Origin of the sequence: Amycolatopsis sp. NPDC101161, assembly GCF_044768185.1 — a bacterium.
Lineage (GTDB): Bacteria > Actinomycetota > Actinomycetes > Mycobacteriales > Pseudonocardiaceae > Amycolatopsis.
Genome location: NZ_JBIWPI010000002.1, coordinates 529,691 through 556,138 on the forward strand (window position 1 = coordinate 529,691; position 26,448 = coordinate 556,138).

The following is a 26,448-nucleotide window of genomic DNA, read 5'->3' on the forward strand; positions in this document are numbered from 1 at the left end:
CCGATGATCCGGGTCCTGCTCGTCGACGACCAGCGGCTGGTCCGCGCCGGTTTCCGGTCCATTTTGGACGGTGAGGACGACATCGACGTCGTCGCCGAAGCCGCGGACGGCCGCGAAGCCCTGCAGGCCGCGCACGACCACCGCCCGGACGTCGTGCTGATGGACATCCGCATGCCGGTGCTCGACGGTCTCGCCGCGACACGGCACCTCCTCGAAGACCCCGCCGTACACAGTAAGGTCGTCATCCTTACAACGTTCGACCTCGACGAGGACGTCTACGGCGCCCTGCGCGCGGGCGCGAGCGGGTTCCTGGTCAAGGACACCGAGCCCGAAGAGCTGATCCACGCCGTACGTGTCGTCGCGCGCGGCGACGCGCTGCTGGCACCGTCGATAACCCGGCGGTTGATCTCGGAGTTCGCCGCGCGCGTCACGCGTCCGACCCCGGCCCCGGCGCTCGACCGGCTCACCGACCGCGAACGCGAGGTGCTCTCGCTGGTGGCGGCCGGCATGTCGAACGACGAGATCGCGCGCGAACTGACGCTCAGCCCGGCGACGGCGAAGACGCACGTCAGCCGCATCATGACGAAGACCTGCATGCGCGACCGCGCGCAGCTCGTCGTCCTCGCCTACGAGTCCGGCGCGGTGACGCCGAGGTGGCTCACCCCTTAGCCGTACTCCCGCGGGGGTACGGGAAACGCCTTAAGGGACACCGACGGGAGCACGTCAAGTGTCCTCCGCCGCGCGACGCGGAGTAGTGCCCTCGCGGCGAATCCTTGTCCCCCATGGACACCATCACTCGCCCCACCGGGGGAAGCCTGGCGAAACTGGCCGGCTGGGCGCAGCGCCACCGGTGGCTCGCCGTCGCACTCTGGGCGCTGGTCCTCATCGGCGTCACGTTCACCTCCCGGCTCACCGGCAGCGCGTTCCACGACGACAACTCGCTGCCCGGCACCGAGTCGCAGCAGGTCGTCGACCTTCTGCGGAACACCGCGCAGTCCGGCGCGTCGGCGCAGATCGTCTACAAGGCGGACAACGGGCTCAGCACGCACCGCGCAACGATCGAAAACAGTCTGGGAAATGTCCGATTGCAGCCGCACGTGCGGTCGGTGGCCGGGCCGTTCGACACGCTCTCCCCGGACGGCCGGATCGGCTACGCCACCGTCACCTTCGACGCGGCTTCGACCGACCTCGCGTACGACGACATCGTCAAGTTCGCCGACACGGCGAAGCAGGCCGGACCGGTCGAAGTGGCGCTGGCCGGCGACCCGATCAAGCGACTCTCCGGAGGCGGCGGCCCGGCGGAAGGCGTCGGGCTGCTCGCCGCGCTGGTCATCCTCGTGTTCCTGTTCCGTTCACTGCTCGCCGCCGGGCTGCCGGTGATCACCGCGGTGTTCGCCGTCGGCAGCACGCTGGGCGTGATCACGGTCGTCTCGCACTTCGTCGACATCGCGAGCTACACGTCGCCGTTGATGATGCTGGTCGGGTTCGGCGTCGGCGTGGACTACGCGCTGCTGATCTTCTCCCGCTACCGCGGCGAGATCCTCGCCGGCCACGACCGGGACACCGCCGCGCGGCGCGCGCTCGACACCGCCGGGCGTTCGGTGCTGTTCGCCGGGACGACGGTGATCATCGCGCTGCTCGGCCTGCTCGCGCTCGGCCTCGGCGGACTGCGCGGGGTGGCGCTGGCCGTCGCGCTCACCGTGCTGATGACCATGCTCGCATCGGTGACGCTCCTGCCCGCGCTGCTGTCGCTGTTCGGCAAACGGCTCGAACGCGGCATCCGCAAGCATGCCGCCCGGCGTGAGCACGGCAAGACGTGGCGACGGCTCGCCGACGGCGTCCAGAAACGCCCGCTGGCCCCGCTCGCGATCGGCCTGATCGTCCTCATCGGACTGGCCATTCCGGCCGCGGGCATGCGGCTCGGGTTCGCCGACGCCGGCACCGACCCCGCCGGATCGACGACGCGGAAGGCGTACGACCTGCTGGCCGAGGGCTTCGGACCGGGCTTCAGCGGTCCGCTCGCGATCCTGAGCGAAGACGGCAACACTGCCGCACTGCAGCAGAAGCTCGCCTCGACGCCCGGGATCGCGCGTGTGCTGCCGCCGATGGGCCGGACCGTCCTGGCGTTCCCGACGACGTCACCGCAGGACGCCGCGACCGCCGAACTTGTGACGCGCCTGCGGACCGACGTCCTCCCGACGTTGCCGGGCCATTACCTGGTCGGCGGTTCGGTGGCGGCCGCGACGGACTTCGCGGATGCCGTGGCCGACCGGCTGCCGCTGTTCGTGCTGGTCGTCGTCGGACTGTCCGCGCTGCTGCTGATGGTCGTGTTCCGGTCGATCCTCATCCCACTCAAGGCGGCACTGCTGAACCTGCTGAGCATCGGCGCGTCGCTCGGCGTCATGACGCTGGTGTTCGGCGACGGCTGGTTCGGCGCGCAGTCCGGACCGATCGAGGCGTTCGTGCCGGTGATGATCTTCGCGATCGTGTTCGGGCTGTCGATGGACTACGAGGTGTTCCTCGTGTCGCGCATGCACGAGGAGTGGCGCCGCACCGGCGACGCGCGGCTCGCGGTGCGCGAAGGCCTCGCGTCGACCGGCGCGGTGATCACCGCGGCGGGCGCGATCATGGTGCTGGTGTTCGGCGCGTTCCTGCTGGACCCGTCGCGGATGCTGGCGCAGTTCGGCCTCGGCCTGGCGACCGCGGTCCTGCTCGACGCGCTGGTGATCCGCTGCCTGGTCGTCCCGGCGATCATGCGCCTGCTCGGCGCCCGGGCGTGGTGGCTGCCCCGGTGGCTGGACCGCCGCCTGCCGCACGTCGCACTGGAGCCCTAACTCCCCCAGGTCGTCGGCGTCTCGGACAAGCGGAAGTCCAGGCTTCCGCCGCGCAGGAAGGACCCGTCGACCTTCCAGTCGCGCTGCGGCCTGCCGTCCCGGCGGACGTCCTGGACGTACTTCCCGCTGCCCGACGTCGTGATCCGGATCGGTGCCCCACCCGCCGGCCGGATCACGGCGCCGGGGAACAGCGGGCTCGACAGCAGCAGCTCGCCCGTGCCAGGCGTGCGCGGGTAGATGCCGAGCGCGGCGAAGACGTACCACGCGGACATCGTGCCGAGGTCGTCGTTGCCGGGCAGCCCGGACGGTCCGGTTCCGTATACGGAGTACACCAGCTGGCGAACGGTCTCCTGGGTCTTCCACGGCTGTCCGAGTTCGTTGTACAGCCAGGGCGCGTGGATGTCGGGCTCGTTCGTCGGGTCGTACTTGAGCGGGCCGCCGCCCTTCAGCTGCCAGTTGCCGCTCGCGTCGTGGAAGAAGCCGTCGAGCCGGGTGACGGCCGTCGGCTTGCCGCCCATCGCGTCGGCGAGGCCGGAGACGTCTTGCGGGACCATCCAGGTGTAGGCCGCCGCGCTGCCCTGCGCGAAGCCGCGGTCGCTCGCCGGGTCGAACGGCGTCACCCAGGTGCCGTCGACGTTGCGGGCCTGCATGTAGCCGGTGTCCGGGTTGAAGACATTGCGCCAGTACGCGCCGCGCGCGTGCAGTTCCGCGGCTTCGCGCGTGCGGCCCAGCATGTCTGCGAAATGTCCGATTGCGGAGTCGGCGACGGAGTCTTCCAGCGTCTCGGCGGCACCGCCCCAGCAGTGGCAGACGTCGTTGGGCGCGTAGTGCGAGATGACGTACTGCGTAAGGTTGGGGCGCTGGCCGACGCACTGTCCGGGACAGCCGCCGTCCTGCAGACCCTCGGGCCGCGGGACCGTCGCCTGCTTGTACAGCGAGTCGAACGCGCCGCGGTAGTCGAAGTTGCGGACGCCCATCGCGTAGAAGGTCGCGATCGTCGCCGCGGACGGGTCGCCGGTCATCACGTGCGTCGCGCCGTTGACGTGCACCCAGCGGTCCCAGACGCCGTCGTTCTGCTTCGCGTAGTTGAACAGCGATTGGGCGAAGTTCCCCGCGACGCGCGGCTCCACCAGCGCCAGCAGCTGCACCTGCGCGCGGTACTGGTCCCAGCCGGAGAAGTTGGAGTACTGCGCGTCCTGCCCGCGCTCGACGCGGTGCGGCTTCCGGTCCATGCCGAGGTACTGGCCGTCGACGTCGCTGACCAGGTTGGGCTGCTGCAGGCTGTGGTAGATCGCGGTGGTGAAGGTGATCCGCTGGTTGGCGGTGCCACCATTGACCTGCACCCGATCGAGTTCGGTGTTCCAGGCCTTCTTCGTCCTGCCGGCGATGCTGTCCACTGTGGACTTCTTCGGCTGTTCGGCCTGAAGATTGCGTTCCGCGCCGTCGAGGGAGACGTAGGAGATCGCGATCCGCATGGTGACCTTGCTGCCGGGCGCGAAGGTGACGTAGCCGCCGGAACCGCGTCCGGCGCGGTCCTTTCCGGTCGCGTAGCCCTCGCCGCCGGTCTGGTCGGTGCCGCCGGGCTGGAGCGTCGCGTCCTTCCACGTCCCCGTGCCGGTGACGGGCTGGTCGAACTGCGCGGTGAAGTACAGGCGGTAGTAGGACTTGCGGTTGTTTACGCCGCCGTTCGCGCGGCGGCCGCAGAACGCGCCGGTGAGCACGGAACCGGTCACCCGCCGGTTCGCCGCGTCGATGTGAGTCTCGGCGTCTTCGCTGCCGTTCAGGGAGTTCGACGTCCGGAAGAGCAGACTGGCCGGCTTGTCCCGCGGGTAGGACAGCGTGCCGATCGCGGTCCGTTCGGTGGCGGCGACGTCGGTCGTGACGCCGTTCTGCAGACCGAGCCGGTAGCGGCCGGGCGTCGCGGCTTCGTCGGCGTGGCTGAAGTTGCTCGCGTAGACGGCGTCGGTGGTGTCGGCGGTCGGCGACGAGGTGACGTCGCCGGCGAAGGGCAGGATCGGCACGTCGCCGGCGGCGCCGGGGTTGCAGCCGGCGCCGTTGACGTGGGTGAGGCTGAAGCCGCGAAGCCGGGTGGTGTCGTACTGGTAGCCGTTGGCGGCTCCGGTCGACGTCTGGTCGCCGCGGGTGCTGGTGGGGCTCCAGGCGAGCATCCCGAAGGGCGCGGTGGCGCCGGGATAGGTGTTGCCGTCCCCGGCGGAGCCGATCAGCGGATCGACGAAGTCGGCGGGACTCAGGTCGGCGGCTGCTGACATCGTTGTCAACGTCGAGGCGAGCAGGGCGGCGGCGAAAGCCACCGTGACTGGACGGCGCATGGGCGGAGGTTAACCCGCGTTCAGTGGCTTTTGGGCGAACGCAAACGGACAAACTGCCGGACACTTCGGCTCCCGGCGAACGCTGCGGCGCTTACGTTCGCGCCATGGAGATCAAGCCCCGGATCCTGTAGTTCGGCACACCCGTGATGCTGCTGAGCACCGAGAACGACGACGGCAGCCCGAACCTGGCCCCGATGTCGTCGGCGTGGGCGCTCGGGTGGACGGTCGGGCTCGGCATCGCCGCCGACCGCCAGACCGCGCACAACCTGCCGGGTCCGGGCCACTGGGAAGCGGTGGAGCGCCTGGCGCCGCTGACCGGCCGCACCCCGGTTCCGGAAAGCAAGCCGGGGTTCCGCCACGAGCGCGCCAAGTTCGAAGCCGCAGGTCTGACACCGGAACCGTCGCGGCTCGTGCGCCCGCCGCGCGTCGCGGAGTGCCCGCTGCAACTGGAGGCTCGATCGCTGACAGTGCAATCGGACACCTCTGGACAGTTCCTGATCGTCGAGGCCGCAGTGCTCGCCGTGCACGCGGACCCGCGCGTGGTGGTTCCGGACACCGAGCACGTCGACCCGGCGGTGTGGAGCTTCCGCTCGGAAACCGCGGGTACCGTCGAGCGCCTCGACGGATTGGGGAACCGAAGATGATCGCACGAACCTGGCGCGGCTGGGCGCCCGCCGCGACGGCCGACGACTACCAGCGGCACTACGAGACCGAAGTGGCGGAGCACCTGCGTGACGTGCCCGGCTTCCAGGGCGCCCGATTGCTGCGCCGCCCGGACGGTGACGACGTCGAGTTCACCTCGATCACGTTCTTCACCGACCTCGACGCCGTACGTGGCTTCGCCGGCGACAGCTACGAAGAAGCCGTCCTCGAGGAAGACGCGCGGCGGACGCTGAACCGCTGGGACGACCACGTCAGCCACGCCGAGGTGGCGGTCACGCTCTGAACGCCGTGAAGGCCACCTCGCGAAACTCGAGGTGGCCTTCACGGAGTTACTGCCTATTCGTAGATCTCGCCCTTGGCGGCCTTGTCCACCAGCGACTGCGGCGGCTCGAAGTGGTCGCCGTACCGGGCCGCGAGCTCACGCGCCCGGTCGACGAAGCCCTGCAGGCCACCGTCGTACTGGTTGATGTACTGGATGACGCCACCGGTCCACGCCGGGAAGCCGATGCCGAAGATCGAGCCGATGTTGGCGTCCGCCACCGACGTCAGCACGCCTTCGTCGAAGCACTTCACCGTCTCGAGCGCCTCGGCGAACAGCATCCGCTCCTTGAGGTCCTCGAACGGCACCTCCGCCGAGCCGGACTTGAACGCGTCGCGCAGCCCCGGCCACAGCCCGGTCCGCTTGCCGTCCTCGCCGTACTCGTAGAAGCCCGCGCCCGTCGAGCGGCCCTTGCGGTCGAACTCCTCGACCATCCGGTCGATGACGCCTTCCGACGCGTGCGCCTTCCACGTGCCGCCCGCGGCCTCGACCGCTTCACGGGTCTCCTTGCGGATCTTACGCGGTAAGGTCAGCGTCAGCTCGTCCATCAGCTGCAGCGGCGGCGCCGGGTAGCCGGCCTGCGAACCCGCCTGCTCGATCGACGCCGGCTCGACACCCTCGCCCAGCGCGGCGACGGCCTCGTTGATGAACGTGCCGATCACGCGCGAGGTGAAGAAGCCGCGGCTGTCGTTGACGACGATCGGAGTCTTCTTGATCTGCAGCGTGTAGTCGAAGACCTTGGCCAGCGTCGCCGGCGACGTCTTCTCGCCGCAGATGATCTCGACCAGCGGCATCTTGTCCACCGGCGAGAAGAAGTGGATCCCGATGAAGTCCTCGGTCCGCTGCACGCCCTCGGCGAGGGTGGTGATCGGCAGCGTCGAGGTGTTGGAGCCCAGGACCGCGTCGGCGTTGACGACGCTCTCGATCTCGCCGAAGACCTTGTGCTTCAGCTCGACGCTCTCGAAGACGGCCTCGATGACGAAGTCGACGCCCGCGAAGTCGGCCGGGTCACCGGTCGGCTTGATCTTCGCCAGCAGCGCGTCCGACTTCTCCTGCGTGGTCTTGCCGCGCGAAAGGGCCTTCTGCTCGAGCTTCTCCGCGTAGCCCTTGCCCTTCTCGGCCGCCTCGAGCGATACGTCCTTGAGGACGACGTCGATGCCGGCCTTCGCCGACACGTACGCGATCGCGGCGCCCATCATGCCCGCGCCGAGCACGCCGACCTTCTTGGCCGTGTACTTCTCGAAGCCGTCCGGCCGCGAGCCGCCGGAGTTGATCGTCTGCAGGTCGAAGAAGAACGCCTTCGTCATGTTCTTCGAGACCTGGCCGGTGGCGAGGTGGATGAAGTAGCGCGTCTCGATCGTGATCGCGGTGTCGAAGTCGACCTGCGCGCCCTCGATCGCGGCGGCCAGGATCGCCCGCGGCGCCGGCATGTTCGCGCCCTTGATCTGCTTGCGCAGGTTGGCCGGGAACGCCGGGAGGTTGGCCGCGAAGCTCGGGTTCGACGGGGTGCCGCCGGGGATCTTGTAGCCCTTGACGTCCCAGGGCTGGACGCCGCCTTCGGGGTTCGCCTTGATCCACGCCTTCGCGGCGGGGACGAGCTCCTCGACCGTGCCGACGAGCTCGTGCACGAGGCCGAGCTCGAGCGCCTTGGCGGGACGGTGCCGCTGGCCCTGCAGCAGGACGTTCAGCAACGCGCTCTGGATACCCAGCAAACGGACAGTGCGCACGACGCCACCGCCGCCGGGCAGCAGGCCCAGCGTCACCTCGGGCAGACCGATCTGGCTGCCCTTGACGTCGGCGGCGATGCGGTGGTGCGTCGCCAGCGCGATCTCCAGGCCGCCGCCGAGCGCGGCGCCGTTGATCGCCGCGACGACCGGCTTGCCGAGCTGCTCGATGCGGCGCATCTGCCCCTTCATCAAGGTGCTGCCCTCGGTCAGCTCGACCGCGTTCTCCGGCTTGGCCTGGATGAGGTCGTTCAGGTCGCCGCCGGCGAAGAACGTCTTCTTGGCGGACGTGATGACAACGCCGGTGATGGAGTCCTTCTCTGCCTCCAGGCGGTCGACCGTGACGCCGAGCGACTCCCGGAACGCGGCGTTCATCGTGTTCGCCGACTGGTTCGGGTCGTCCAGGGTCAGCGTGACGATGCCGTCTTCGTCCTGTTCCCAGCGGATGGTCTTGCTCTCGGCCATTTCTTTCCTCACACCCGCTCGATGATGGTCGCGACGCCCATGCCGCCGCCGATGCACAGGGTCACCAGGGCGCGGCGCGCCTGGCGGCGTTCCAGCTCGTCGACCACGGTGCCGACCAGCATCGCGCCGGTGGCGCCGAGCGGGTGGCCCATGGCGATCGCGCCGCCGTTGACGTTGACCTTGTCCTCGTCGAGGTGCAGGTCCTTTATCCACTTGAGCACGACGGACGCGAACGCCTCGTTGAGCTCCCACAGGTCGATGTCCTCGGGCTTGAGGCCCGCGGTCTTCAGGACCTTCTCGGTGGCCGGGGTGGGGCCGGTGAGCATGATCGTCGGCTCGGAGCCGATCGACGCCGTCGCCACGATCCGGGCGCGCGGGGTCAGCCCGAAGGTCTTGCCGATCTGCTCGGAGCCGACCAGCACCAGCGCGGCGCCGTCGACGATGCCGGAGGAGTTGCCGCCGGTGTGGACGTGGTTGATCTTCTCGACCGAGTGGTACTTCTGCAGCGCCACGGCGTCGAAGCCGCCCAGCTCGCCGATGCCGGCGAAGGCGGGCTTGAGCTTGCCGAGGCCCTCGACGGTGGAGCCGGGACGGCGGTGCTCGTCGTGGTCGAGGACCGTCACGCCGTTGATGTCCTTGACCGGGACGACGGACTTGGCGAAGTAGCCGCCGGACCAGGCCGCCTCGGCGCGATCCTGCGAGCGGACGGCCCAGCGGTCGACGTCCTCGCGGGAGAAGCCCTCGATCGTCGCGATCAGGTCGGCGCCGGTGCCCTGCGGGACGATGTAGTTGTCGTACGCCGTGGTCGGGTCCATGAACAGCGCGCCGCCGTCGGAGCCCATCGGCACGCGCGACATCGACTCGACGCCGCCGGCGATGATCAGGTTGTCCCAGCCGGAGCGGACCTTCTGCGCGGCGGTGTTGGTGGCTTCCAGGCCGGAGGCGCAGAAGCGGTTGAGCTGCACGCCCGCGACGGTCTCGGGCAGGCCGGCGTTCAGCGCGGCGGTGCGCGCGATGACGGCGCCCTGCTCGCCGACCGGGGAGACGACGCCGAGCACGATGTCGTCGATCGCCTTCGGGTCGAGGTTCGGGTGGCGGACCTTGAGCTCTTCGATCAGGCCGACCACCAGGTCGACCGGCTTGGTGCCGTGCAGGGCACCGCCCTTGTTCTTGCCGCGAGGCGTGCGGATCGCCTCGTAGATGTAGGCCTCGCTACTCACAGAACAACTCCTCGCGAGCGTGTGGGACGTCTTCGTACCTTGGCCGATGATACCGGCCAGTAGGGCTAATGGCCATTAACATATCGCCGGATAACCCCATGGTGTCAATGGGTTGCAGGTGTGCCGTTAGCCGCTATCGTTCACTCACCATGACCGACGTTGAGCGCAGCACGCGACCACGCGACCGCAAGGCCCAGCTGGCCGCGGTGGCGGCGGAACTGTTCCGCGCCCGCGGCTTCCCCGGCGTCGGCATCAAGGACATTGCGGACGCGGCGGGCGTCACCGGGCCGGCGCTGTACCGACACTTCGCGGACAAGCAGGCAATCCTTTCTTACGTTGTACTAAACGGCTTCGAGGACCTCGAGGCGGCCACGGCGGAGGCGCTGTCGGACTCGGATCCCGCTTCTGACCAGCTCCAATCCCTCCTCGGACGGCTCGCGACGCAGGCCGTCGAGCGACGCGAGATCGCGGCGTTGTGGCGCTGGGAGGGACGTCACCTCCCGAAGGAGGACCAGCGCGAGATCGCCCGCCGGTCGACGCTGGCGCTGGCGACGTGGTCGAAGGCGCTGTTGGCTCAGCGTCCGGACTTACCGGCTGAGGACGCGGAGCTGCTCTGCTGGGCCGCCCTGTCGGTGTTCGGGAGCGTGTCTGTCCACCACACGTCGGTGGCGCGCCGACGCTTCGCCGCACTACTGGTCGAACTGGCTCTCGGTGTGCTCAACGCCACACTCCCAGCGCCTTCGTCACCGCCTTCATCGCCGATCGCGGGCCTCGGCACGCCGTCCCGCCGTGAGCAGGTCCTGGCGGAGGCGACGACACTGTTCGCCCAGCGAGGCTTCCACGACGTGAGCATGGAGGACATCGGAGCGGCGGCGGGCATAGCGGGCCCGAGCGTGTACCGCCACTTCCCGAGCAAGGCGGCCCTGATGGTCGCAATCGGACACCGCGCGGCAGACAGGCTGGCGTTGGCCGCGGAGCGCGCGCTGCAGGCACCGGACGAAGTGTCCGCGCTGCGCCGCCTGGCGGCGTCGTACGTGCACACGATCCTGCACACGCCGGAGCTGCTGGTGTCGTTCTCGGCGGACCGCGTGACGATGCCGGACCGCGACAAGGCGGACCTGCTGCGTGTCCAGCGGGACTACGTGGCCCAGTGGGTGACGCTGCTGTCAGCGGTGCGTCCCGAGTTGCCGGCGCGCGAAGCGAAGATCACGGTCCACGCGGCGTTAACGATCGCTAACGACCTCGCCCGGACGCGCCGCTTGGCGGCGCGGCCGCACTTCGAGGCGAAGCTGACGGCGTTGCTGCACACCGTGCTCGGGGTATCGGGGGCATTTTTCGAACCACACGGGTGACAAATTGCTGACATCCGCCTCGGAAGCGTTACAGAACGAGCACGTGACCCAATAATTCACTCGCCGGGGATTCCCGTGGGGTGACGACAGGGGCCGCGAAGGGTGGTCCGGGGAGCGTTTTCCGAGGTAGGCTGCACAGACACGCTGCACGGGCGTTCGCAGCGGTAGTCTGCGCGTGCACTACGACCGGCCCGACGACAACATGCTTACACCGTGCTGCTAGCTTTTCAGCCCTCCAGACCGAGAGGGGACGCTATGCGATCGCCGGGTGGCAACGGAGACCCGGGTGTCGCGGCCGAACTCGTCGATCTCGGTTCCATGCCACTGTCCGCGCTGCGGGCACTCAACTCAGCGGCGCTTCACCGCTCATTGCGGCACGCCGTCGAGCGAACAGCGCACATTCCCGTCACCGCCAGTTCAAGCGGCGGCGCCAAGCGGGTCGACTGATTCAGGAAAAGGTCTTCCCGTGCCGACTCCGAGCACCTCAGTTCCCGAACTGTCCGCGCACACTTTGCCGTGGTCCCTGTTCGACCAGCTGTCCCGCGGTGAAGGGGGCGCCGACGGCGTCCGAGCTCTGCGCGCCGCCGAACGCAGCCGGCGGCTTCTCCTCCTTCGCTGGCTGATCGACGAAGCGGAAGACACCACACCGCTCCCCTCCCTGGAAGCGGCCTGGAATCTGCTGACCCGGGTGGAGACGGCGGACCCGGACGCCTTGAACACGGTGCTGGCTCATCCCTACACCGGGTTCTGGGCCGGTTACGCGACCCGGATGCTCGACGACCGGCTTACGCCGGAGCAGCCGCCGTGGATGATCATCGGTCACTTCCACGCGCTCGCCGCGGCCGCGGCCATCCTCGCGAGACTCGACTTCACGCTCGAGGTCCCGGCTTGGCACGGCAGGGTCGCACTGCCCACCCTCGGACTGGCCCATCTCTCGCACCCGGAAGCGTTTTCCGTCGCCCGCGTGCGCAGCGAGCACGGCGTCGTCGAGGTGACCAACGATCACGCGTCGTCGGTGAGGCTGCCGGCCGATCCGGCCACCGACTCCGCTGGATGGTGCGGCGTCCGCACCATCGCTACGGACGCTGGGGGAGCCACGCTGAAACTGCGGATCGACGACCTCGATCCGTATCGCGGTCTGTTCACACCGGTCGCCCCGGACCGGCTGAGCACCGAGGCCTTCGAAGTTTGGCGGGACATGCTCGGCCGCGCTTGGCGGATGATCTCCGACCACCTGCCGGAATTCACCGAGGCGCTGGCCGCCGGTCTCGACTCGGTCGTCCCGGAGCCCGCGGTCCCCTTCCGTCTGCCCAGCGCGTCGACCGGGGAAGCCTTCGGCAGCGTGGTGATCGCCGAGCCCGATAACCCGGCAGAGCTGGCCGCCGCCCTGGTCCACGAGTTCCACCACATCCGGCTCGGCGGGCTGTTGCACCTGATCCGGCTTCACGACGACGACCGCACCGAACGCATCTACGCGCCTTGGCGCGAAGACCCCCGCCCGCTCGGCGGAGTCGTGCACGGTATCTACGCGTTCTTCGGCGTGACGTGGTGCTGGAAGGTGTTCTTGGCGGCCGCACCGGACGATCGGCTCGCCGCGTTCGAGTTCGCACACTGGCGAGGACAGACCTGGCGGACACTGCAGGCGATCCGCGACGACCCGGCACTGAACGAAGTCGGCCGGCGATTCCTCGACGGCATCGCGGAACGGCTGAGACCGTGGCAGGACGAGCCCGTCCAGGCCGAAGCGGCGCGCTGGGCCGACATCTTGACCACAGACCACTACGCCGGCTGGCGGCTGCGCCACTTCCGCCCCGCGCTGGAAACGGTGAAGGAGCTCGTGAGCGCGTGGCTGGCGGGCGATACGCGGCCGCCCGCGGTCGACCTGACCGAGTCCGTGGTGCTGGACACCGTCTCGGACGGCGAATGGCACAACGCCCGCGCGGACCTCATCCGGCTGCTGCTCGGCGAGAACGGTGACGCCCGGCTGGCGGAACTCTGGCCGCAGGTGCGCGGCGCGCTGGAAGCCGACTACGCGTACATCGCCGGACGGATCGACGACGCTGTGGCCGGTTACCGGACCGTACTCGAGACCGACCCCGACCACCCATCCGCACTGGCGGGACTCGGCCTTACACTGTCCGAAAAGGACAATGTAGCGTCGGAAACCCTGTTGCGCTGCCCGGAACTCGTCCGTGCGGTGCACCGCGACCTCCGCACCAGCACATCGGCGCCCCCGGCGGTCGAGGACCTCGCCGCGTGGCTCGGCCAGGCCCCGGCCTGAACGCCTACAGCGGCATCGGGTCGATGTCGCACTCCGCCCGGCTGCCACGCTCGGCTACGGCCAGCATGGGATGACTGTCCTGCAACGCGCGCCGGAGCCGCGCCACCACCGCCGACTGCTCGGCCCGGCCTTCCAGGGTCCGGCCCAGCCGCTGCAGGTCGAGCGCGCGGTTGAGCCGGGTCGCCAGCGTGCCGGGGTGGTGGTCGCCGAGTGTGCGACGGGCTCGGAGCAGCACTTCGGTGTCCAGCCAGAGCGCACGCTCGACCTCGCCCAGCGCAAACCAGCCGTTCGCCAGATTCGTCGCGCACGCGATGGCGTGCGGGTGGTCGTCGCCGAGCCGGTCGCGAAGCCGGTCGAGTGACCGTTCATCCTGCCGGGCGGCCGCTTCGGCGCTTCCCCGCTGCCGCAACGTGACGGCCAGGTCCACCTCGGCGGCCAGGGTGTGCGGGTGGTGCTCGCCGAGACTGCGGCGGTAGAGCTCCAGGGCCCGCAGACCCAGCTCGAGCGCCTCGTCCAGCCGGCCCGCGTGGCGCAGATCGATGGAGTGCGCGAGCGCGCACGCCACCGCGTTGGGGTGTCCTTCGCCGTAGCTGAGCCGGAATTGCCCGAGTGCCCGGCCCGACAGCGTGAGCGCGGCGGGGTAATCACCGTCCTTGCGCCGGGCTACAGCGAGGAAGTGGTTGCGCCGCAACACCCCGACCGTGCCCTCGCCGAACAATTCGCGCACGCGCTTGACCACTTTCTCCTGCTCGGCACGCGCCCAGGCGAAGTCGCCCAGCTCGCGGCGGCTGATCACCAGCAGGGTCAACGTCGTGATCGTCGCCGCGTTGTCCTGGCCCAGCACGTCGTGGCGAAGGCGGTAGGTCTCCGCGCAGAGCCGGTGCGCCTTTTCGTACTCGCCCGTGAGCAGCCACGAGACGACCAGGTCGGAAGCCGCGTCCAGGGTGACCGGGTCGTCGACACCGAACAGCTTGCTGGCCTTCGCGTAGATCCGCAGGTTCAGGTCCCTGGCTTCGAAGAAGTCGCCTGCAGCCTTCTTGTCCACTGCCACCGAAAGCTGCGCGTTGAGCAACTCTTCGGAATCCTCGTCGGCGATCTCGCGGTACAGCTGCAGCGTCCGCTGGTTGATCTCGGCCGCCTCGGCGTAGCGGCCGAGCATGCAGAGGAAGAACCCGAGCCGCTCCGAAGCTTCGAGCGTCTGCGGGTCCGGGAGCTCGGCGTTCCGCTCTCGCGAGCGCTCGGACCAGTGGCGGACAGCGTGCCCGGCGAGCGTGACGGCCCCGCGGTGGTCACCCCAGTGGTAGAGGAACTTCATCAGGTTGATGACGAGCTGGCGGACCCAGTGTTCGTCGCTTTCGATCAGCTCGGCCGCGTACATGTGCGGCACGATCTCCTGGTAGCGCGGCCATTCCGTGGTCGACGCCGGCGCGTTCGGGTCGGTCTTGGCCAGCAGCATGTGCGCGCCGTGCCGCATGACGGCTCGCTGCTCGGGTGACATCCGGTTGCGCAGCACCAGCTGCACGAGCCGGTGTAGGAGCAGGGTGTCGCTGCGGTGGTCGAGCCGCGCCAGCCCGCACCGGTTGATGTCGCGCAGCACCCGGCCGAGCCGCATGGGGTCCCGCAGGGCGAGGTCGAGCTCCGGAGCGATCGAGACGCCGTGCACGCCGGTGAACAGGTTCCGGGAGATGGGTTCGGGTGCGAAGAACGCGCACACCTGCAACAGCTCGTGCGCGGCCGGGTCCAGGGTCCGCAGCTGGTCGAACGACACGCTCCACGCGGCCGCGATCGGCACCTCGTACTCGGCGGGGATCGAGGCTTCGAGGATCTCCGCGACTTTCTCGTCGAACAGCCGCAGGTACTCCTCGATCGGCATGCTCGTCTCCGCGCGCCAAGCCGCGGCCTGGGCGAGCGCCAACGGGAGATCGCCCAGCTTACCCGCGAGCTCGTCGGCCTGGTCGTCGGTGATCACCGGATCGCGCCGGCACAGGAGCTCTTTGCTCTCCGCTCGCTCGAACAGGCCGACCTCGATCGGCTCGGCGAAGGTACCGGCCCAGTTCGTCTCGCGAGACGTGACCAGGATCCGGCCGGGACCGTCGGGCAGGTACGGGGCGAGCTGCTCGGGCCCCACGGCGGCGTCGAAGACGAGCAGCCAGCGGGACTGGGGCGAGCCCGTCCGCAGCGCTTCGAGCACGGCGGGCACAGCGGTGACGGACTCGTCCGCGCCCGGCAGCCGCAGCTGTCGCGCCAGCTCCGTCAGCGACGCGCGGATCTGCATCTCCTGCGCGGCACGGATCCACCAGACGACATCGAAGTCCTGGAGGTGGCGGTGGATGTATTCGATCGCGAGCTGGGTCTTGCCGAGGCCGCCCATCCCGGTCAGCACCGCCCGCGATTCGCGGTCCATCCGGCGCGCCACCGAGGCGAGCAGGCCGTGCCTACCGACGAAGCCCGGGTTGCGGCTGGGCACCTCACCGACGACTGCGGGCGAATCGGTGCTCACCGGCCCGGAGCGACGCGATGGCTGCTGCTCCGGTTCCTCGTCGTCCGGTCGGGTGGGGACGTCCGCCATCGCCTCGGCCGTGGCCAGCTCGAGCTCCAGCACCCGCAGCCGGTCGGCGCGGGCCAGGTACGGCCCGGACAACGCCCGCATGACCGCCTCCTCCAGCCGTAGCTCGGGCACCAGCTCCGCGGACCGGTCCGGCAACCGGGCCAGGTCCGGATCGGCCAGGGCGTCCCGCAGCCGCACCAGCACCGGGTGCTCGGCCCCGAACCGGTCGGTGGCCGCGACCACGACCTCCGCGGTCTCCGACCGGCGTCCGGCGGCCAGCAGCGCGGCCCGGACCGGAGCCGGGATCTCGAAGACGACGTCGTCCCAGGTCCGTTCCGGGCCGGCACCGGCCGGGAGTTCCACCAGGCCGCTCGTGAAGACCTCGGCGAGGTGCGCCGTGCTCGCCTCGGGCACCAGCTCGGCCTGGACGAACCGGGCGATCGGCAGGCTGACCGGAACCGCGGCCAGCAGCTTGGCGAGCCGGAACGCCGGCTCCGACGCGACACCGTGGAACCGCCGCACGCGTTCCTGCGGGGTCACCGCGGTGGCCTGCTCGTCCCCCGAGCCGGGCATCGGATCGGGCTCGTCGGACGCCAGGAGCACGGTGGCGGTGACAGGGTCCCGGTGCGCCCGCGTGACCAGCCGCGCCCACCAACCCAGCCAGCGCGCGTCCAGTTCGACCAGCGGGATCGGCACCGTGCGCAGGTCCGGACCGGCGGGCTCGTCGGCCGTGAGCCAGGCGTCAGGAAGCTCCACGCCGTAGCTCTGGTTGGGCCGCAGCGGTCCGGGCGTGACGAGCAGGACCTGCTGCGGGTTGAGCCCGCCGTGGCTCCACAACCACTGCGGCAGCAGGTGCACGACGGCCACCGGCATCACGCGTCCCCACTGCGCGAGCATCGGTGCAGCGAGGTCGTCGCGCCAAAGCTCGCTCGCTCCGTCGGTGAGCACCAGCAGCACACGGTGACCGCTCGGGTCGAGCAGCTCGGCCGGGCTGCGCGCCGGCGCGTCCGCCGAGCTTCCCCGGAGAACGGGCCGCGGGGGGCCACCGTCCGGACCGCGTTCCGCGGTCAGGTGCCGGATCCGGATGGAGCCGAACGCGCCGAGCTGACCGAGCACCGCGAGGAACGCGTCGATCGTCGGCTGCCACAGGGCCATCGAAGGTCCCGAGTCGATCACGAGGGTGAGGTCGAGCGCCCGGATCCGGCCCGGGACCGTGACGGGCAGCCAGATCGCGTTCTGGACGCAGGTCTCCGCAGTGAGGTCTTCGTCGAGGACGGCGTCGTCCTCTCGTGGTGACGGGCGGGTCAGCTTGAGTGTCCGAAGCGCGCGGAGGATGTCCGCCGCTCCGGGCAGAGCGGGTACCGTCGGCGTGCTGCCGGCCGGAGAGCTGCCCGAGAGCGCCGCGACGGCCTCGCGCGTGAGACCGGCGACCATCCGGTGCGGAGCCCGTGCCTCCGCGGCCACGGATTCGAGTGGCTCGGGTGCCGGGGCGGGCGCCGGCACTGGTGGCTCCGGCACCGCTTCGGGTTCGTCGCCCGGTGGGATCTCGCGCCGAGAGCCGGCGTCGGTGTCGGTGTCCTTGATCGCCGCGGCCAGCCACAGCGCGTCGCCGAGCTCGCTCCAGGTGAGTCCGGAGCCCGGTGGTCCGCCCGCCGGTACTTCCACGTCAGCGGGCCGGGGAGTTGAGCTGCCGCCACAACGCATCGACCACCCGTGGCCACGATTCGTCGTCCGGCCGGTACGCGCCGGAAGTGGCCAGGTAGATCGTGTCGAGCAGCTTGTCCGACGGGAGGCCGCCCACGGCGCGGCGGCGGTTGAGGAACTCGTCGATGAGCCGGGAGGTTTCCGGACTCGTGAGGGCGTGGGCGGCCACGATGGCGGCTAGCTGCTCGGCGTCGGGCTCCTTGGTTTCGTACCGGAGGCATCGGCGCAGGAAAGCCGGCGGGAAGTCACGCTCCCCATTGCTGGTGATCACCACGATCGGGAACGCGCAGCACCGCACGCGGCCCTTGGCGATCCGCGCTGTGCCGTCCGGGTCCGCCGTGAACACTTCGACCGAAGGCGTTCGGCTGCGCACCCGCACCAACTCGAAGATGTCGAATTCGCCGTCCTCGAACAGGCTCAGCAGATCGTTGGGCAGGTCCGCTTCCGACTTGTCCAGCTCGTCGATGAGCAACACCCGCGGCAGCCGCCGCGGCAGGAACGCGGTGCCCAGCGGTCCCAGCCGGACGAACTCGCCGATCGGCGGCTCGTCCGCTGCGCCGGTCCGGTCGCCTGCGGCGGAGAGGCGCGCGCCGGCAGCCTGCGCGCGGCCGATGGCGTCGTACCCGTACAGTCCGTCCTTCACCGTCGTTCGGGAGCCGATCGGCCAGCGCAGCACCCGGCCGAGCCGAAGCTCTCGCGCGATCCGGTAGGCAAGACTGGACTTCCCGCTGCCCGGTTGCCCGGTCACCAGCAGCGGGCGCCGGAGGTACAGCGCCGCGTTGACCATCTCGACCTCGTGCGGGTCGACGAGGCGGGCGGCGAGGTGACGTGCGGCACCGAGCCGGCGATCGGTCTCCCGGTCGTCCTCGGGCACCGGGCCGGCTTCGCGAGGGGGTTCCCCGTCGAAGACCCGCCACGGCGGCGCCGGCGGCAACAGCTCCATCAGGTCTATGTCGCCCAGAGGACGGCCAGTGCCTTGGTAGATCCACCAGCTGTGCCGCCCATCAGGACGCACGGTCTCGCTCATCCGGACTCCCCTTCCGCGTGCCTGCCGGGAACGGCGGTCCGTCGAGGAGAACCTGGCGGTCCGGGTCGTCCCAGAGGATCACCAGATTGCGCGCCACCGTCAGGTCCACCGGAATGGTGACGTCCCGGAAAGCCGCCCTTCGCGAAGCCTGGACGCGCGCCGGGAGGTCGTCGAGCCCTCCGCTTTCGACGAGCCACGTGACCACCTTCCGCAGGAGATCCAGGGACGCGTCCGGGTGCCACAGCAGAGCCGGCAGGCCCGAACGCAATCCCGCTGCAAGTGCGTCCGCGCCCGGCCGCGGACGCGGCGGTGGAGCGCAGTCGAGCATCATGACGACCCAGTTCTCGTCGCTCAGGATCGCGTCGAGCCGGTGACGTTCCCCGGTATCTTCGCCATTGCAGTAATACACCCGGTCAGCCGACGGATCGGCCATCATCGCTTCCCACCGTATCCGCCAGGCGCGATGCCACTGGCGGGATCGCATCCGTTCCAGTGAACGGACGACGATCGGGTAATCGAGGAAGAGCGGTCGTGGATCGCCGGTTTCGTGCTCCTTGCTCCACAGGTGCACCGGCAGGTTCAACAAGGAGCGTGGCAGCACGAACTCGAGTGCGACTTCGCCGCGGTACTCCGCCCAGGCCCTTTCGGCGTCCACGACGAGCGCGTCGACGTGGTACTCAAGCTGTTCGACGGCGACCGCGACGAGACCGCCGCGCGCGGGCGGCCATTCGGCCGGATCCTCCTGCCGCCAATGGGAAACGAGGTGCCGATCGGGGTCGATCCCGTCCGGCTGCACGACGATCACCAGGTGCAGCCGGGCGCCTTCGGGCACCGTCTGCTCCCGTTCCGCACGCAGTTCGAGCAGGCGGGCCTCGGCCTGCAACCGCCGGGCTTGGACGGTGTTCCACTCGCGCAGCCGATTCCCGAGTTCCGCAGAGCATTTCGCGGCGAGCAGTTCGACGAACGTCAAAGACGGCGGCAGACCAGTCGCCGGAGTGTTGAAATCGGAAAGTACGCAGAAGGCTTCCCACGCGTCCCGCACTTCGGGCAGCGGACCGGCCTGCCCGGCGGCGCGGCGGACCAGCGCGGCCAGCCGGGGCTGCACGACACCGGACAACGCCGTGCGCAGCCACACCGATTCCGTTTCGGGCAACAGGTCGTGCATCCGCGGCTGGTGCACGAGCCGTCGAACCGCTTCGGATTCCGGGGAATCCGGGCGCATCATCCGTACGGCGGCGGCGAGCGCGCTCATCCCGCCGTCCGCCTTCGCGCAGGCATTGACGACTTCGATCAAGTGGTCCCGGCCGGTAGCCTGCTCCGGAACGGTAAGCGGAAAGCCCAGATTGTCGTGAACGAGGTCCAGGAGCAACGCTCGTCCCGCCGGATCGACGGCGAGCCCGGCGGAGGCGAGGACGTTCACGATCGCTTCGCGGACCGCCACTCTGGTGCCTGGCCAGGCCCGGTACTCCCGCCCCGGTCCATACAGCTTTTCGCCGGCCGACACGTGACGAACCACCTTCCGTCGTGCGAGCCCGGGAATGGAGAGTTTACCCAGCGGCTCCGGCCGGAAAAGGGCCAAAAGCTGGACAAAGAATCAGATCTTCATCGGTCCGGCCACTGGCCGATGATCGTGGCGAGCGCGGCGACCTGCGGGGATTCCGGCTCGATCGTCCTGATCGCGTCGAGGAGGTCGCCCAGCCCCCCGGTGAACCGCTGGCAGGTCTTGGCCAATGCGATCACGTGCAACCGATCTTCGGCGTGGTACGGCACGACGTCGGCGATTTCCCGGCGAGAGAAAAGATCAAGCAGCAGTCGGCGACTGTCGGCCTTGCGCACGCACGGAACCGCGAGCAGCGCATCCACCAGGGTGGACAGCTCCGCCGGCGTCGACGGCCGGGTAGCCCGCACCGGGAAACCGTTGGTGACCACGCCGAGCAAGCGTAGCCACGCTTCGCTCTTCGTTTCCTTCACCGATACCGGAATCCGGAAGTACGAGCCCGGGTCCGCGGCCGGGTCCGCGCGGACCACGTCCCGGTAGAAACCATCCGAAACGATCAACACGATCGCTGCGCCCGAGTCCTTGAGCGCCTTCTTCGCCGCCGGCTCCTCCAACAGGCGGCACGCGAAACTGTTCGCATCGCTGACCGTTCCGTGGCTGCCCTGGTACACCTCACCCGCGTGGAGCGAGACCCGCAACTGCATCTTGGCCCCGTCGGCGTGCACCTCGTTGTGCCGGCGCAGCTCGGCCAACATCCGGTCGGGCAGCTGGGCCACCAGGTCGGCCTTCGCCACCTCCGGAGGCAGCTGGATCAACGCGCCGTCGCCGGTGTTCTCCATGAACAGCACGTCCCACGGGATGCCCACCTCGGCGAACGCCGTGCGCATGAGCTTCCAGAACCCGTCGTGGACGACCAGCCGGTGGGCTGTCGTGCGCTTGGGGTCGTTGTAGCCGGCGATGTCGACGGCCATGATCGTCTTGTGGTGCGCGGCCGCATAGGAATGCACGACCCACCTCCCCACGTCCGTCGCTCATTGTCCCAGACCCATGCACACTCGGCCATGTTCGCGCAGGGCGTTACCGGGAAACCGGTCCTCCTTGTCCTTGTTTCGTCCATAATTCGGCGTGCCCACGAGACGACTGCACCTGGTGACCGCGGATGAGGACCACCGCGTCTCCACCATCGAGCTCTTCTTCGACCTGGTCTTCGTCTACGCCATCACCCAGACCACCCAGCTGATGGCCGATCACCTGAGCCCCGCCGGGGTCGGGCAGGGGCTCGTCATGCTCGCCGTCCTGTGGTGGTGCTGGTGCTCCTATGCCTGGCTCGGGACCACCATCCACGTCGACCACGGGGTGGCCCGGCTGGCCATGTTCGGGGCCATGGCCGTCATGTTCCTCGTGTCGCTCACCATCCCTGAGGCCTTCGTCGACCGTCCCGGCGGTTTGTTCGCGCCCGTTCTCTTCGTCGTCTGCTACGCGCTCGTGCGGCTGCTGCACCTCGTCGCCTATCTCGGCGCGGCGAAACACGATCCAGCCCTCAAGCACGTCCTGCTGCGGATGTTCGTCGGGCTGCTGCCGTCCGTCGGGCTGCTCGCCGTGAGCACCGCGCTGAGCGGGCCGTGGCAGCTGGGGCTGTGGGTCGTCGCGCTGCTGGCCGATTACCTCAACGTCTACCTCGCCGGACCCGACGGCTGGCGGCTCAACTCGCCCGCGCACTTCGCCGAGCGGTTCGGGCTCATCGTGATCATCGCGCTCGGCGAGTCGATCGTCGCGATCGGCATCGGGATCGGGCCGCTGCCGATGTCGTGGCTGGTCACCGGGGCGGCCGTCTGCGGGCTCGCGCTGGCCGCCGGGATGTGGTGGACGTACTTCGACGTCGTCGCGCGCGTCTCCGAACACCGGCTGACCCAGGCCACCGGCACCGAGCGCACGAAGCTCGCCACCGACACCTACACCTTCCTGCACCTGCCGCTGATCGCCGGCATCGTGCTCGTCGCGCTCGGCCTGAAGAAGGCCTTTGTATACATTGCCGACACTGGACACCATTCGCCCGACGAGGCGCTGCACGGCGTCCCGATCTGGGCGCTGACCGGCGGGCTCGCGGTCTACCTGATCGCGCTGAGCGCCCTGCGCAAGCGCAACCTCGGCAGCTGGAACGTCCAGCGGCTGGTCGTCGGCGTGCTGCTGGTCGCCGCGACGCCGCTGCTGGAGCACGTGCCCGCCGCGGCGTTGCTGCTGATCGCCGCCGCGGTCGTGCTCGGGCTCATCACTTTCGAGCGACTTCGGCTCGCGGACTGGCGCAGAAAGGTGCACGCCGCCCACCCGTAAGTGAGCCCACACTGGCGCGATCCCCGCCCACCGGTTAACCTACTGGCGAGTAGGTAACGGATGGAGGGCCACATGGCTGCGCCAAGGAAACGGGACGCGATGGGCTGGGGCCTTTCCGCGCTGACCCGGCTGGCCGGGAGCAAGGTCGTCGATCGGGCGGGGCTGCGCAAGCCCATCGAAGGCCTGGTCACGGCGGGAACGCGCAATGGCTTCCGCGTCGCCGGCGCGGCGACCCGGTCGTTCAAGTCGGTGCAGAAGCTGGGCAAGCCCGCCCGGCTCGCGCCGTCCGCCGACACGGGGCTGTTCGACCTCACGCCGAGCGAGGACCAGCAGCTCATCGTCGAGACGGTCACCGAGTTCGCCGCCGAGCAGCTGCGCCCGGCCGCCGCGGACGCCGACGCCAAGCTCGAGGCGCCCGAAGGACTGCTGACCAGGGCCGCCGAGCTGGGCATCAGCCTGGTCGGCATCCCCGAGGAGCTCGGCGGCGTCGGCACCGAACGCTCGGTCGTCACCAACGCGCTCGTCGCGGAAGCGCTTGCGCACGGCGACCTCGGCCTGGCCGTGGCCGTCCTCGCGCCGTCGGCGGTCAGCACCGCGCTGGTCAGCTGGGGCGACGAGCAGCAGCAGGCCGACTACCTGCCCGCGTTCGTCGGCGAGAACGTCCCCGCCGCGGCGCTGGCGCTGCAGGAGCAGAAGGCGCTCTACGACCCGTTCAAGCCCGCGACGAAGGCCCGCCGCACGCCGAAGGGCTACCAGCTCGACGGCGTGAAGTCGCTGGTCCCGCGTGCGGCGCAGGCCGAGCTGTTCATCGTCTCGGCCGACCTCGAAGGCCGCGGCCCGGCGCTGTTCCTCGTCGAGTCGTCGACCGCCGGCGTGACCATCGAGGCCGAACCGGCCATGGGCCTGCGCGGCGCCGCGACCGGCAAGCTGCACCTGGAGCACGTGAACCTGCCCGCGGGCGCACTTCTCGGCGGCGGCAAGCTCGACGTCTTCACCGACCTCGTCCGCCTTTCGCGGCTGGGCTGGGCGGCACTGGCCGCCGGCACCGCGAAGGCCGTCCTCGACTACGTCGTCCCCTACGTCAACGAGCGGGTGGCGTTCGGCGAGCCGATCAGCCACCGGCAGGCCGTGGCGTTCTCCGTCGCGGACATCGCGATCGAGCTGGAGGGCCTGCGCCTGGTGACGCTGCGCGCGGCGGCGCGCGCCGAGCAGGGCAAGTCCTACGCGCGGGAGGTCGCGCTGGCCCGGAAGCTGGCCACGGACAAGGGCATGCAGATCGGCAGCGCGGGCGTGCAGCTGCTCGGCGGGCACGGCTTCGTCAAGGAGCACCCGGTCGAACGCTGGTACCGCGACCTGCGCGCCATCGGCGTCATGGAAGGCGCCGTCCTTCTTTAGAAAGGGCTTTGACTCATGATCAACCTGGAAGCTCCCAAGAAGGCCGGCGCCCTGATCAACCAGGCGTACCAGGCCGCGGCCGAGGTGTTCCGGCCGATCTCGCGCAAGTACGACCGCGCGGAGCACACCTACCCGAGCGAGCTGGACATGTTCGCGGCGCTGCTGGACGGGCTCAACTCCTCCGGCGAGGGCGGCGCCGGCGCGGCGGGCGTGCGGCGCTCCGGCTCCGACGACAAGGAGAAGGGCAACCGCAACGGCGCCAACCTGAACGTCGTCCTCGGCACGATCGAGATGTGCTGGGGCGACGTCGGCCTGCTGCTGTCGATGCCGCGCCAGGGCCTCGGCAACGCGGCGATCGGCTCGGTCGCGACGGACGAGCAGCTCGAGCGCTTCTCCGGCATGTGGGCGGCGATGGCGATCACCGAGCCGTCCTTCGGCTCGGACTCCGCGGCGGTCAGCACGACGGCGCGCCTCGACGGCGACCACTACGTGCTGAACGGCGAGAAGATCTTCGTGACGTCGGGCGAGCGCGCGGACGCGGTGGTCGTGTGGGCGACGCTGGACAAGTCCAAGGGCCGCGCGGCGATCAAGTCGTTCGTGGTGGAGAAGGGCACGCCGGGTTTCGAGGTAGTGCGCGTCGAGCACAAGCTCGGCATCCGCGCTTCGGACACGGCGGTGCTGCGGTTCGAGAACTGCCGGGTGCCCAAGGAGAACCTCCTCGGCACGCCGGAGATCGATACGGCCAAGGGTTTCGCGGGCGTCATGCAGACGTTCGACAACACCCGTCCGCTGGTGGCGGCGATGGCGATCGGCGTCGCGCGGGCGGCGCTGGAGGAGACGCGTCGCATTCTCACCGAAGCCGGCGTTTCGATCGACTACGACCGTCCGGCGAACTCCCAGCACGCGGCTGCGGCGGAGTTTCTGCGTCTGGAAGCGGACTACGAGTCGGCGTACCTGCTGACGTTGGAATCCGCGTGGATGGCGGACAACCGCAAGCCGAACTCGCTGCAGGCGTCGATGGCGAAAGCCAAGGCGGGGCGGTCGGTGGTGGAGATCGCGCTCAAGTGCGTCGAACTCACCGGGGCTTACGGCGAGGAGTCTTTGCTCGAAAAGTGGGCTCGGGACGCCAAGATCCTGGACATCTTCGAGGGTACGCAACAGATTCAGCAGTTGATCGTCGCGAGGCGGATCCTCGGGAAGACTTCGGCTGAACTGAAGTAGTTGTGACGTAACGGAAAGCCGCCCGATCGCTTGCCTCTCCTTGAGGCTTTGCGACCGGGCGGCTTTCGCGCCGGAGCGGACCGGTTTCATGATCAGGCCGCCTCCAGGCCGTCATCGAGGGCAGGCCGTCCGAAGACCGCGTCTACGGCCTCCCGTGCCCGCTGGTGGCTCGATGGCACGAGGTGCGTGTACGTCCGGAGCGTGAAGCCCGGGTCCGCGTGCCCAAGGTAGTCGGCCAGCTCGGTAATCGACACCGCACGGGCCAGGAGCGTCGACGCGTAGAAGTGACGGAGCGCATGCATCCCGTCCCCGCGACCTCGGTACTTGATCCCGGCCGCCCGGAACGCTCCGTGCCAGACAACCTTCGTGAACAGATCTCCGGAGTACAGCCGGCCACCTTCCCCGGTCACCAGCAGCCGCGCCGTCACCGGGTCACCGTCAGCACTCTGCCAGGGCAGCGTGACGGCCACGGACGGGAACCTGTCCTCGTGGTCGTCGATCTCGGCCAGCATGGCGGCCGACAGCGGGATGGTTCGCTCCTTGCCCCGCTTGGGGAGCGCGAACATCATCACGCCCCTGACCGTCTTGATCTGCCGACGAATTCGAACGGTCATCGCCGTTCGGTCGACGTCATCGGGCGAGAAGCCCAAAATCTCTCCCTGCCGCAGGCCGAAGCCGGCACCGAGCGGCACGGCGATCTTGAACCGATCCGCCAGCCCCGACCGCACAGCCTGAACACGTTCCTCCGGCCATACGACGATCGGCGGGCTACTCGCGACCGGTCGCCGCACGGTCTTCGCGTGGCACGGGTTCTCACGAATCCGGCGGTCGTCCACGGCCGAGTCCATCACGCCGGAGACGGTGTTGAACAAGACCGCCTGATAGTTGTCCGAGAGCTTCCGCTCTTCCATCGACCCGACCCAGTCACGAATGGTCGACGGCTTGATCTGCCCGACCTTCTTAGTCTCGAAGACGGGGTAGATCTGGCTTTCGAGCCGACTGAGGATGGTCGACCGCGTGCCCGGGTCCGGCGACTGGCTCTTCACCCAGCTCTCCGCCTGCTGGCGAAACGTCGTCATCGAGGCCCGCGGATCGATGTACTTGTCTTCGCGCTTGTCGGACTCGACGCCGATGAGGAAGTCCTCAGCGCGCTTCTTCTGCTTGTCCGCGAACGACTTCGAGCGTTCGTTGTTGTCGGGGTCGAGGTACCGAACCTTGTACCGCAGCCCGATGCCGTACAGCTCGGACCGTTCCATGACGGGCTTGCCCCGCGCGTTGAGGATGACCTTGCCGGTCACCGCATCCCGCGCGGGACGAAACCAACGGTCTTGGATGTGCCCCATCAGGCCGCCTCCGCGTCGACCCAGGCGCGCAGCTTGGCCGGGTCATAGCGCAGGTGCCGGCCGATCTTCTTGACCGGCGGGCCCTCGCCGCGCCATTTCCACTGGTAGAGCGTCTTCACCGGGACGCCGAGGTAGTTTGAGACGTCCTCGACGGACCAGAGCCGGTCGATGTTGCTGACGTTGTTCATTGCTC

General features: G+C 69.4%; 18 protein-coding genes. 9 read left to right on the plus strand and 9 right to left on the minus strand.

From position 1 onward, the window contains the following. Window positions 1-3: 3 nt before the first annotated feature. Complete coding sequence (locus tag ACIRSS_RS13640; protein WP_400894355.1) at window positions 4-669, plus strand: response regulator; 666 nt, start codon at window positions 4-6, stop codon at window positions 667-669. Window positions 670-782: 113 nt separating this feature from the next. Beyond that, window positions 783-2,834, plus strand: a complete 2,052-nt coding sequence (locus ACIRSS_RS13645; RefSeq protein WP_400894357.1) for an MMPL family transporter — start codon at window positions 783-785, stop codon at window positions 2,832-2,834. Here ACIRSS_RS13645 and ACIRSS_RS13650 read toward each other — a convergent pair. Next, complete coding sequence (locus ACIRSS_RS13650; protein WP_400894359.1) at window positions 2,831-5,164, minus strand: GH92 family glycosyl hydrolase; 2,334 nt, start codon at window positions 5,162-5,164, stop codon at window positions 2,831-2,833. The two genes, ACIRSS_RS13645 and ACIRSS_RS13650, sit on opposite strands and share 4 nt — an antisense overlap. Window positions 5,165-5,307: 143 nt before the next feature. Here ACIRSS_RS13650 and ACIRSS_RS13655 point away from each other — a divergent pair, with 143 nt between their 5' ends. Together ACIRSS_RS13655 and ACIRSS_RS13660 are read left to right on the plus strand one after the other, a co-directional pair. Continuing rightward, complete coding sequence (locus tag ACIRSS_RS13655) at window positions 5,308-5,808, plus strand: flavin reductase family protein (RefSeq protein WP_400894361.1); 501 nt, start codon at window positions 5,308-5,310, stop codon at window positions 5,806-5,808. Then, complete coding sequence (locus tag ACIRSS_RS13660; protein ID WP_400894363.1) at window positions 5,805-6,110, plus strand: antibiotic biosynthesis monooxygenase family protein; 306 nt, start codon at window positions 5,805-5,807, stop codon at window positions 6,108-6,110. The genes ACIRSS_RS13655 and ACIRSS_RS13660 overlap by 4 nt, the downstream gene beginning before the upstream one ends. Window positions 6,111-6,163: 53 nt before the next feature. Here the strand turns inward: ACIRSS_RS13660 and ACIRSS_RS13665 are convergent, their stop codons facing one another. Both ACIRSS_RS13665 and ACIRSS_RS13670 read right to left on the minus strand, forming a co-directional pair. Then, window positions 6,164-8,335 (minus strand): 3-hydroxyacyl-CoA dehydrogenase NAD-binding domain-containing protein, encoded by a 2,172-nt coding sequence (locus ACIRSS_RS13665; RefSeq protein ID WP_400894365.1) that lies wholly within the window; start codon window positions 8,333-8,335, stop codon window positions 6,164-6,166. Between the two features lie 8 nt (window positions 8,336-8,343). Then, window positions 8,344-9,555, minus strand: coding sequence for an acetyl-CoA C-acetyltransferase (locus ACIRSS_RS13670; RefSeq protein WP_400894367.1), 1,212 nt, complete (start codon window positions 9,553-9,555; stop codon window positions 8,344-8,346). A 149-nt stretch (window positions 9,556-9,704) separates the two neighbouring features. On the opposite strand from ACIRSS_RS13670, the gene ACIRSS_RS13675 reads away from it, so the two are divergent. Both ACIRSS_RS13675 and ACIRSS_RS13680 read left to right on the plus strand, forming a co-directional pair. Then, a complete protein-coding gene (locus ACIRSS_RS13675; RefSeq protein WP_400894369.1) occupies window positions 9,705-10,907 on the plus strand; it encodes a TetR/AcrR family transcriptional regulator in 1,203 nt (400 codons plus the stop codon). A 466-nt stretch (window positions 10,908-11,373) separates the two neighbouring features. Beyond that, window positions 11,374-13,188 (plus strand): HEXXH motif domain-containing protein, encoded by a 1,815-nt coding sequence (locus tag ACIRSS_RS13680; RefSeq protein ID WP_400894371.1) that lies wholly within the window; start codon window positions 11,374-11,376, stop codon window positions 13,186-13,188. A gap of 4 nt (window positions 13,189-13,192) precedes the next feature. On the opposite strand, the gene fxsT is transcribed toward ACIRSS_RS13680, so the two are convergent. From fxsT to ACIRSS_RS13700, 4 genes are all read right to left on the minus strand, one after another. Further along, complete coding sequence (fxsT, locus tag ACIRSS_RS13685) at window positions 13,193-17,401, minus strand: FxSxx-COOH system tetratricopeptide repeat protein (RefSeq protein ID WP_400894373.1); 4,209 nt, start codon at window positions 17,399-17,401, stop codon at window positions 13,193-13,195. 1 nt (window position 17,402) lies between these two features. Continuing rightward, window positions 17,403-18,467 carry an AAA family ATPase gene (locus ACIRSS_RS13690; RefSeq protein ID WP_400894375.1) on the minus strand — a complete coding sequence of 355 codons (1,065 nt, stop codon included), beginning with the start codon at window positions 18,465-18,467 and terminating at the stop codon, window positions 17,403-17,405. Then, window positions 18,445-19,971, minus strand: coding sequence for a hypothetical protein (locus tag ACIRSS_RS13695; protein ID WP_400894377.1), 1,527 nt, complete (start codon window positions 19,969-19,971; stop codon window positions 18,445-18,447). Before ACIRSS_RS13695 ends, ACIRSS_RS13690 begins: the two co-directional genes overlap by 23 nt. 98 nt (window positions 19,972-20,069) lie before the next feature. Next, complete coding sequence (locus tag ACIRSS_RS13700; protein ID WP_400894379.1) at window positions 20,070-20,936, minus strand: hypothetical protein; 867 nt, start codon at window positions 20,934-20,936, stop codon at window positions 20,070-20,072. A 154-nt stretch (window positions 20,937-21,090) separates the two neighbouring features. On the opposite strand from ACIRSS_RS13700, the gene ACIRSS_RS13705 reads away from it, so the two are divergent. From ACIRSS_RS13705 to ACIRSS_RS13715, 3 genes are all read left to right on the plus strand, one after another. Continuing rightward, window positions 21,091-22,296 carry a low temperature requirement protein A gene (locus tag ACIRSS_RS13705; protein WP_400894381.1) on the plus strand — a complete coding sequence of 402 codons (1,206 nt, stop codon included), beginning with the start codon at window positions 21,091-21,093 and terminating at the stop codon, window positions 22,294-22,296. A gap of 99 nt (window positions 22,297-22,395) precedes the next feature. After that, entirely contained in the window at window positions 22,396-23,691 is a 1,296-nt protein-coding gene (locus ACIRSS_RS13710; RefSeq protein ID WP_400897452.1) for an acyl-CoA dehydrogenase family protein, read from the plus strand. 15 nt (window positions 23,692-23,706) lie between these two features. Then, window positions 23,707-24,912: an acyl-CoA dehydrogenase family protein gene (locus ACIRSS_RS13715; protein WP_400894383.1), complete on the plus strand. Its 1,206-nt coding sequence runs from the start codon at window positions 23,707-23,709 to the stop codon at window positions 24,910-24,912. Window positions 24,913-25,004: 92 nt separating this feature from the next. Here ACIRSS_RS13715 and ACIRSS_RS13720 read toward each other — a convergent pair whose 3' ends face one another. After that, on the minus strand, window positions 25,005-26,255 hold the full coding sequence (locus tag ACIRSS_RS13720) for a tyrosine-type recombinase/integrase (RefSeq protein ID WP_400894385.1): 1,251 nt from the start codon (window positions 26,253-26,255) through the stop codon (window positions 25,005-25,007). Further along, window positions 26,255-26,443: a helix-turn-helix transcriptional regulator gene (locus tag ACIRSS_RS13725; RefSeq protein ID WP_400894387.1), complete on the minus strand. Its 189-nt coding sequence runs from the start codon at window positions 26,441-26,443 to the stop codon at window positions 26,255-26,257. The genes ACIRSS_RS13720 and ACIRSS_RS13725 overlap by 1 nt, the downstream gene beginning before the upstream one ends. Between the last annotated feature and the right edge of the window lie 5 nt (window positions 26,444-26,448).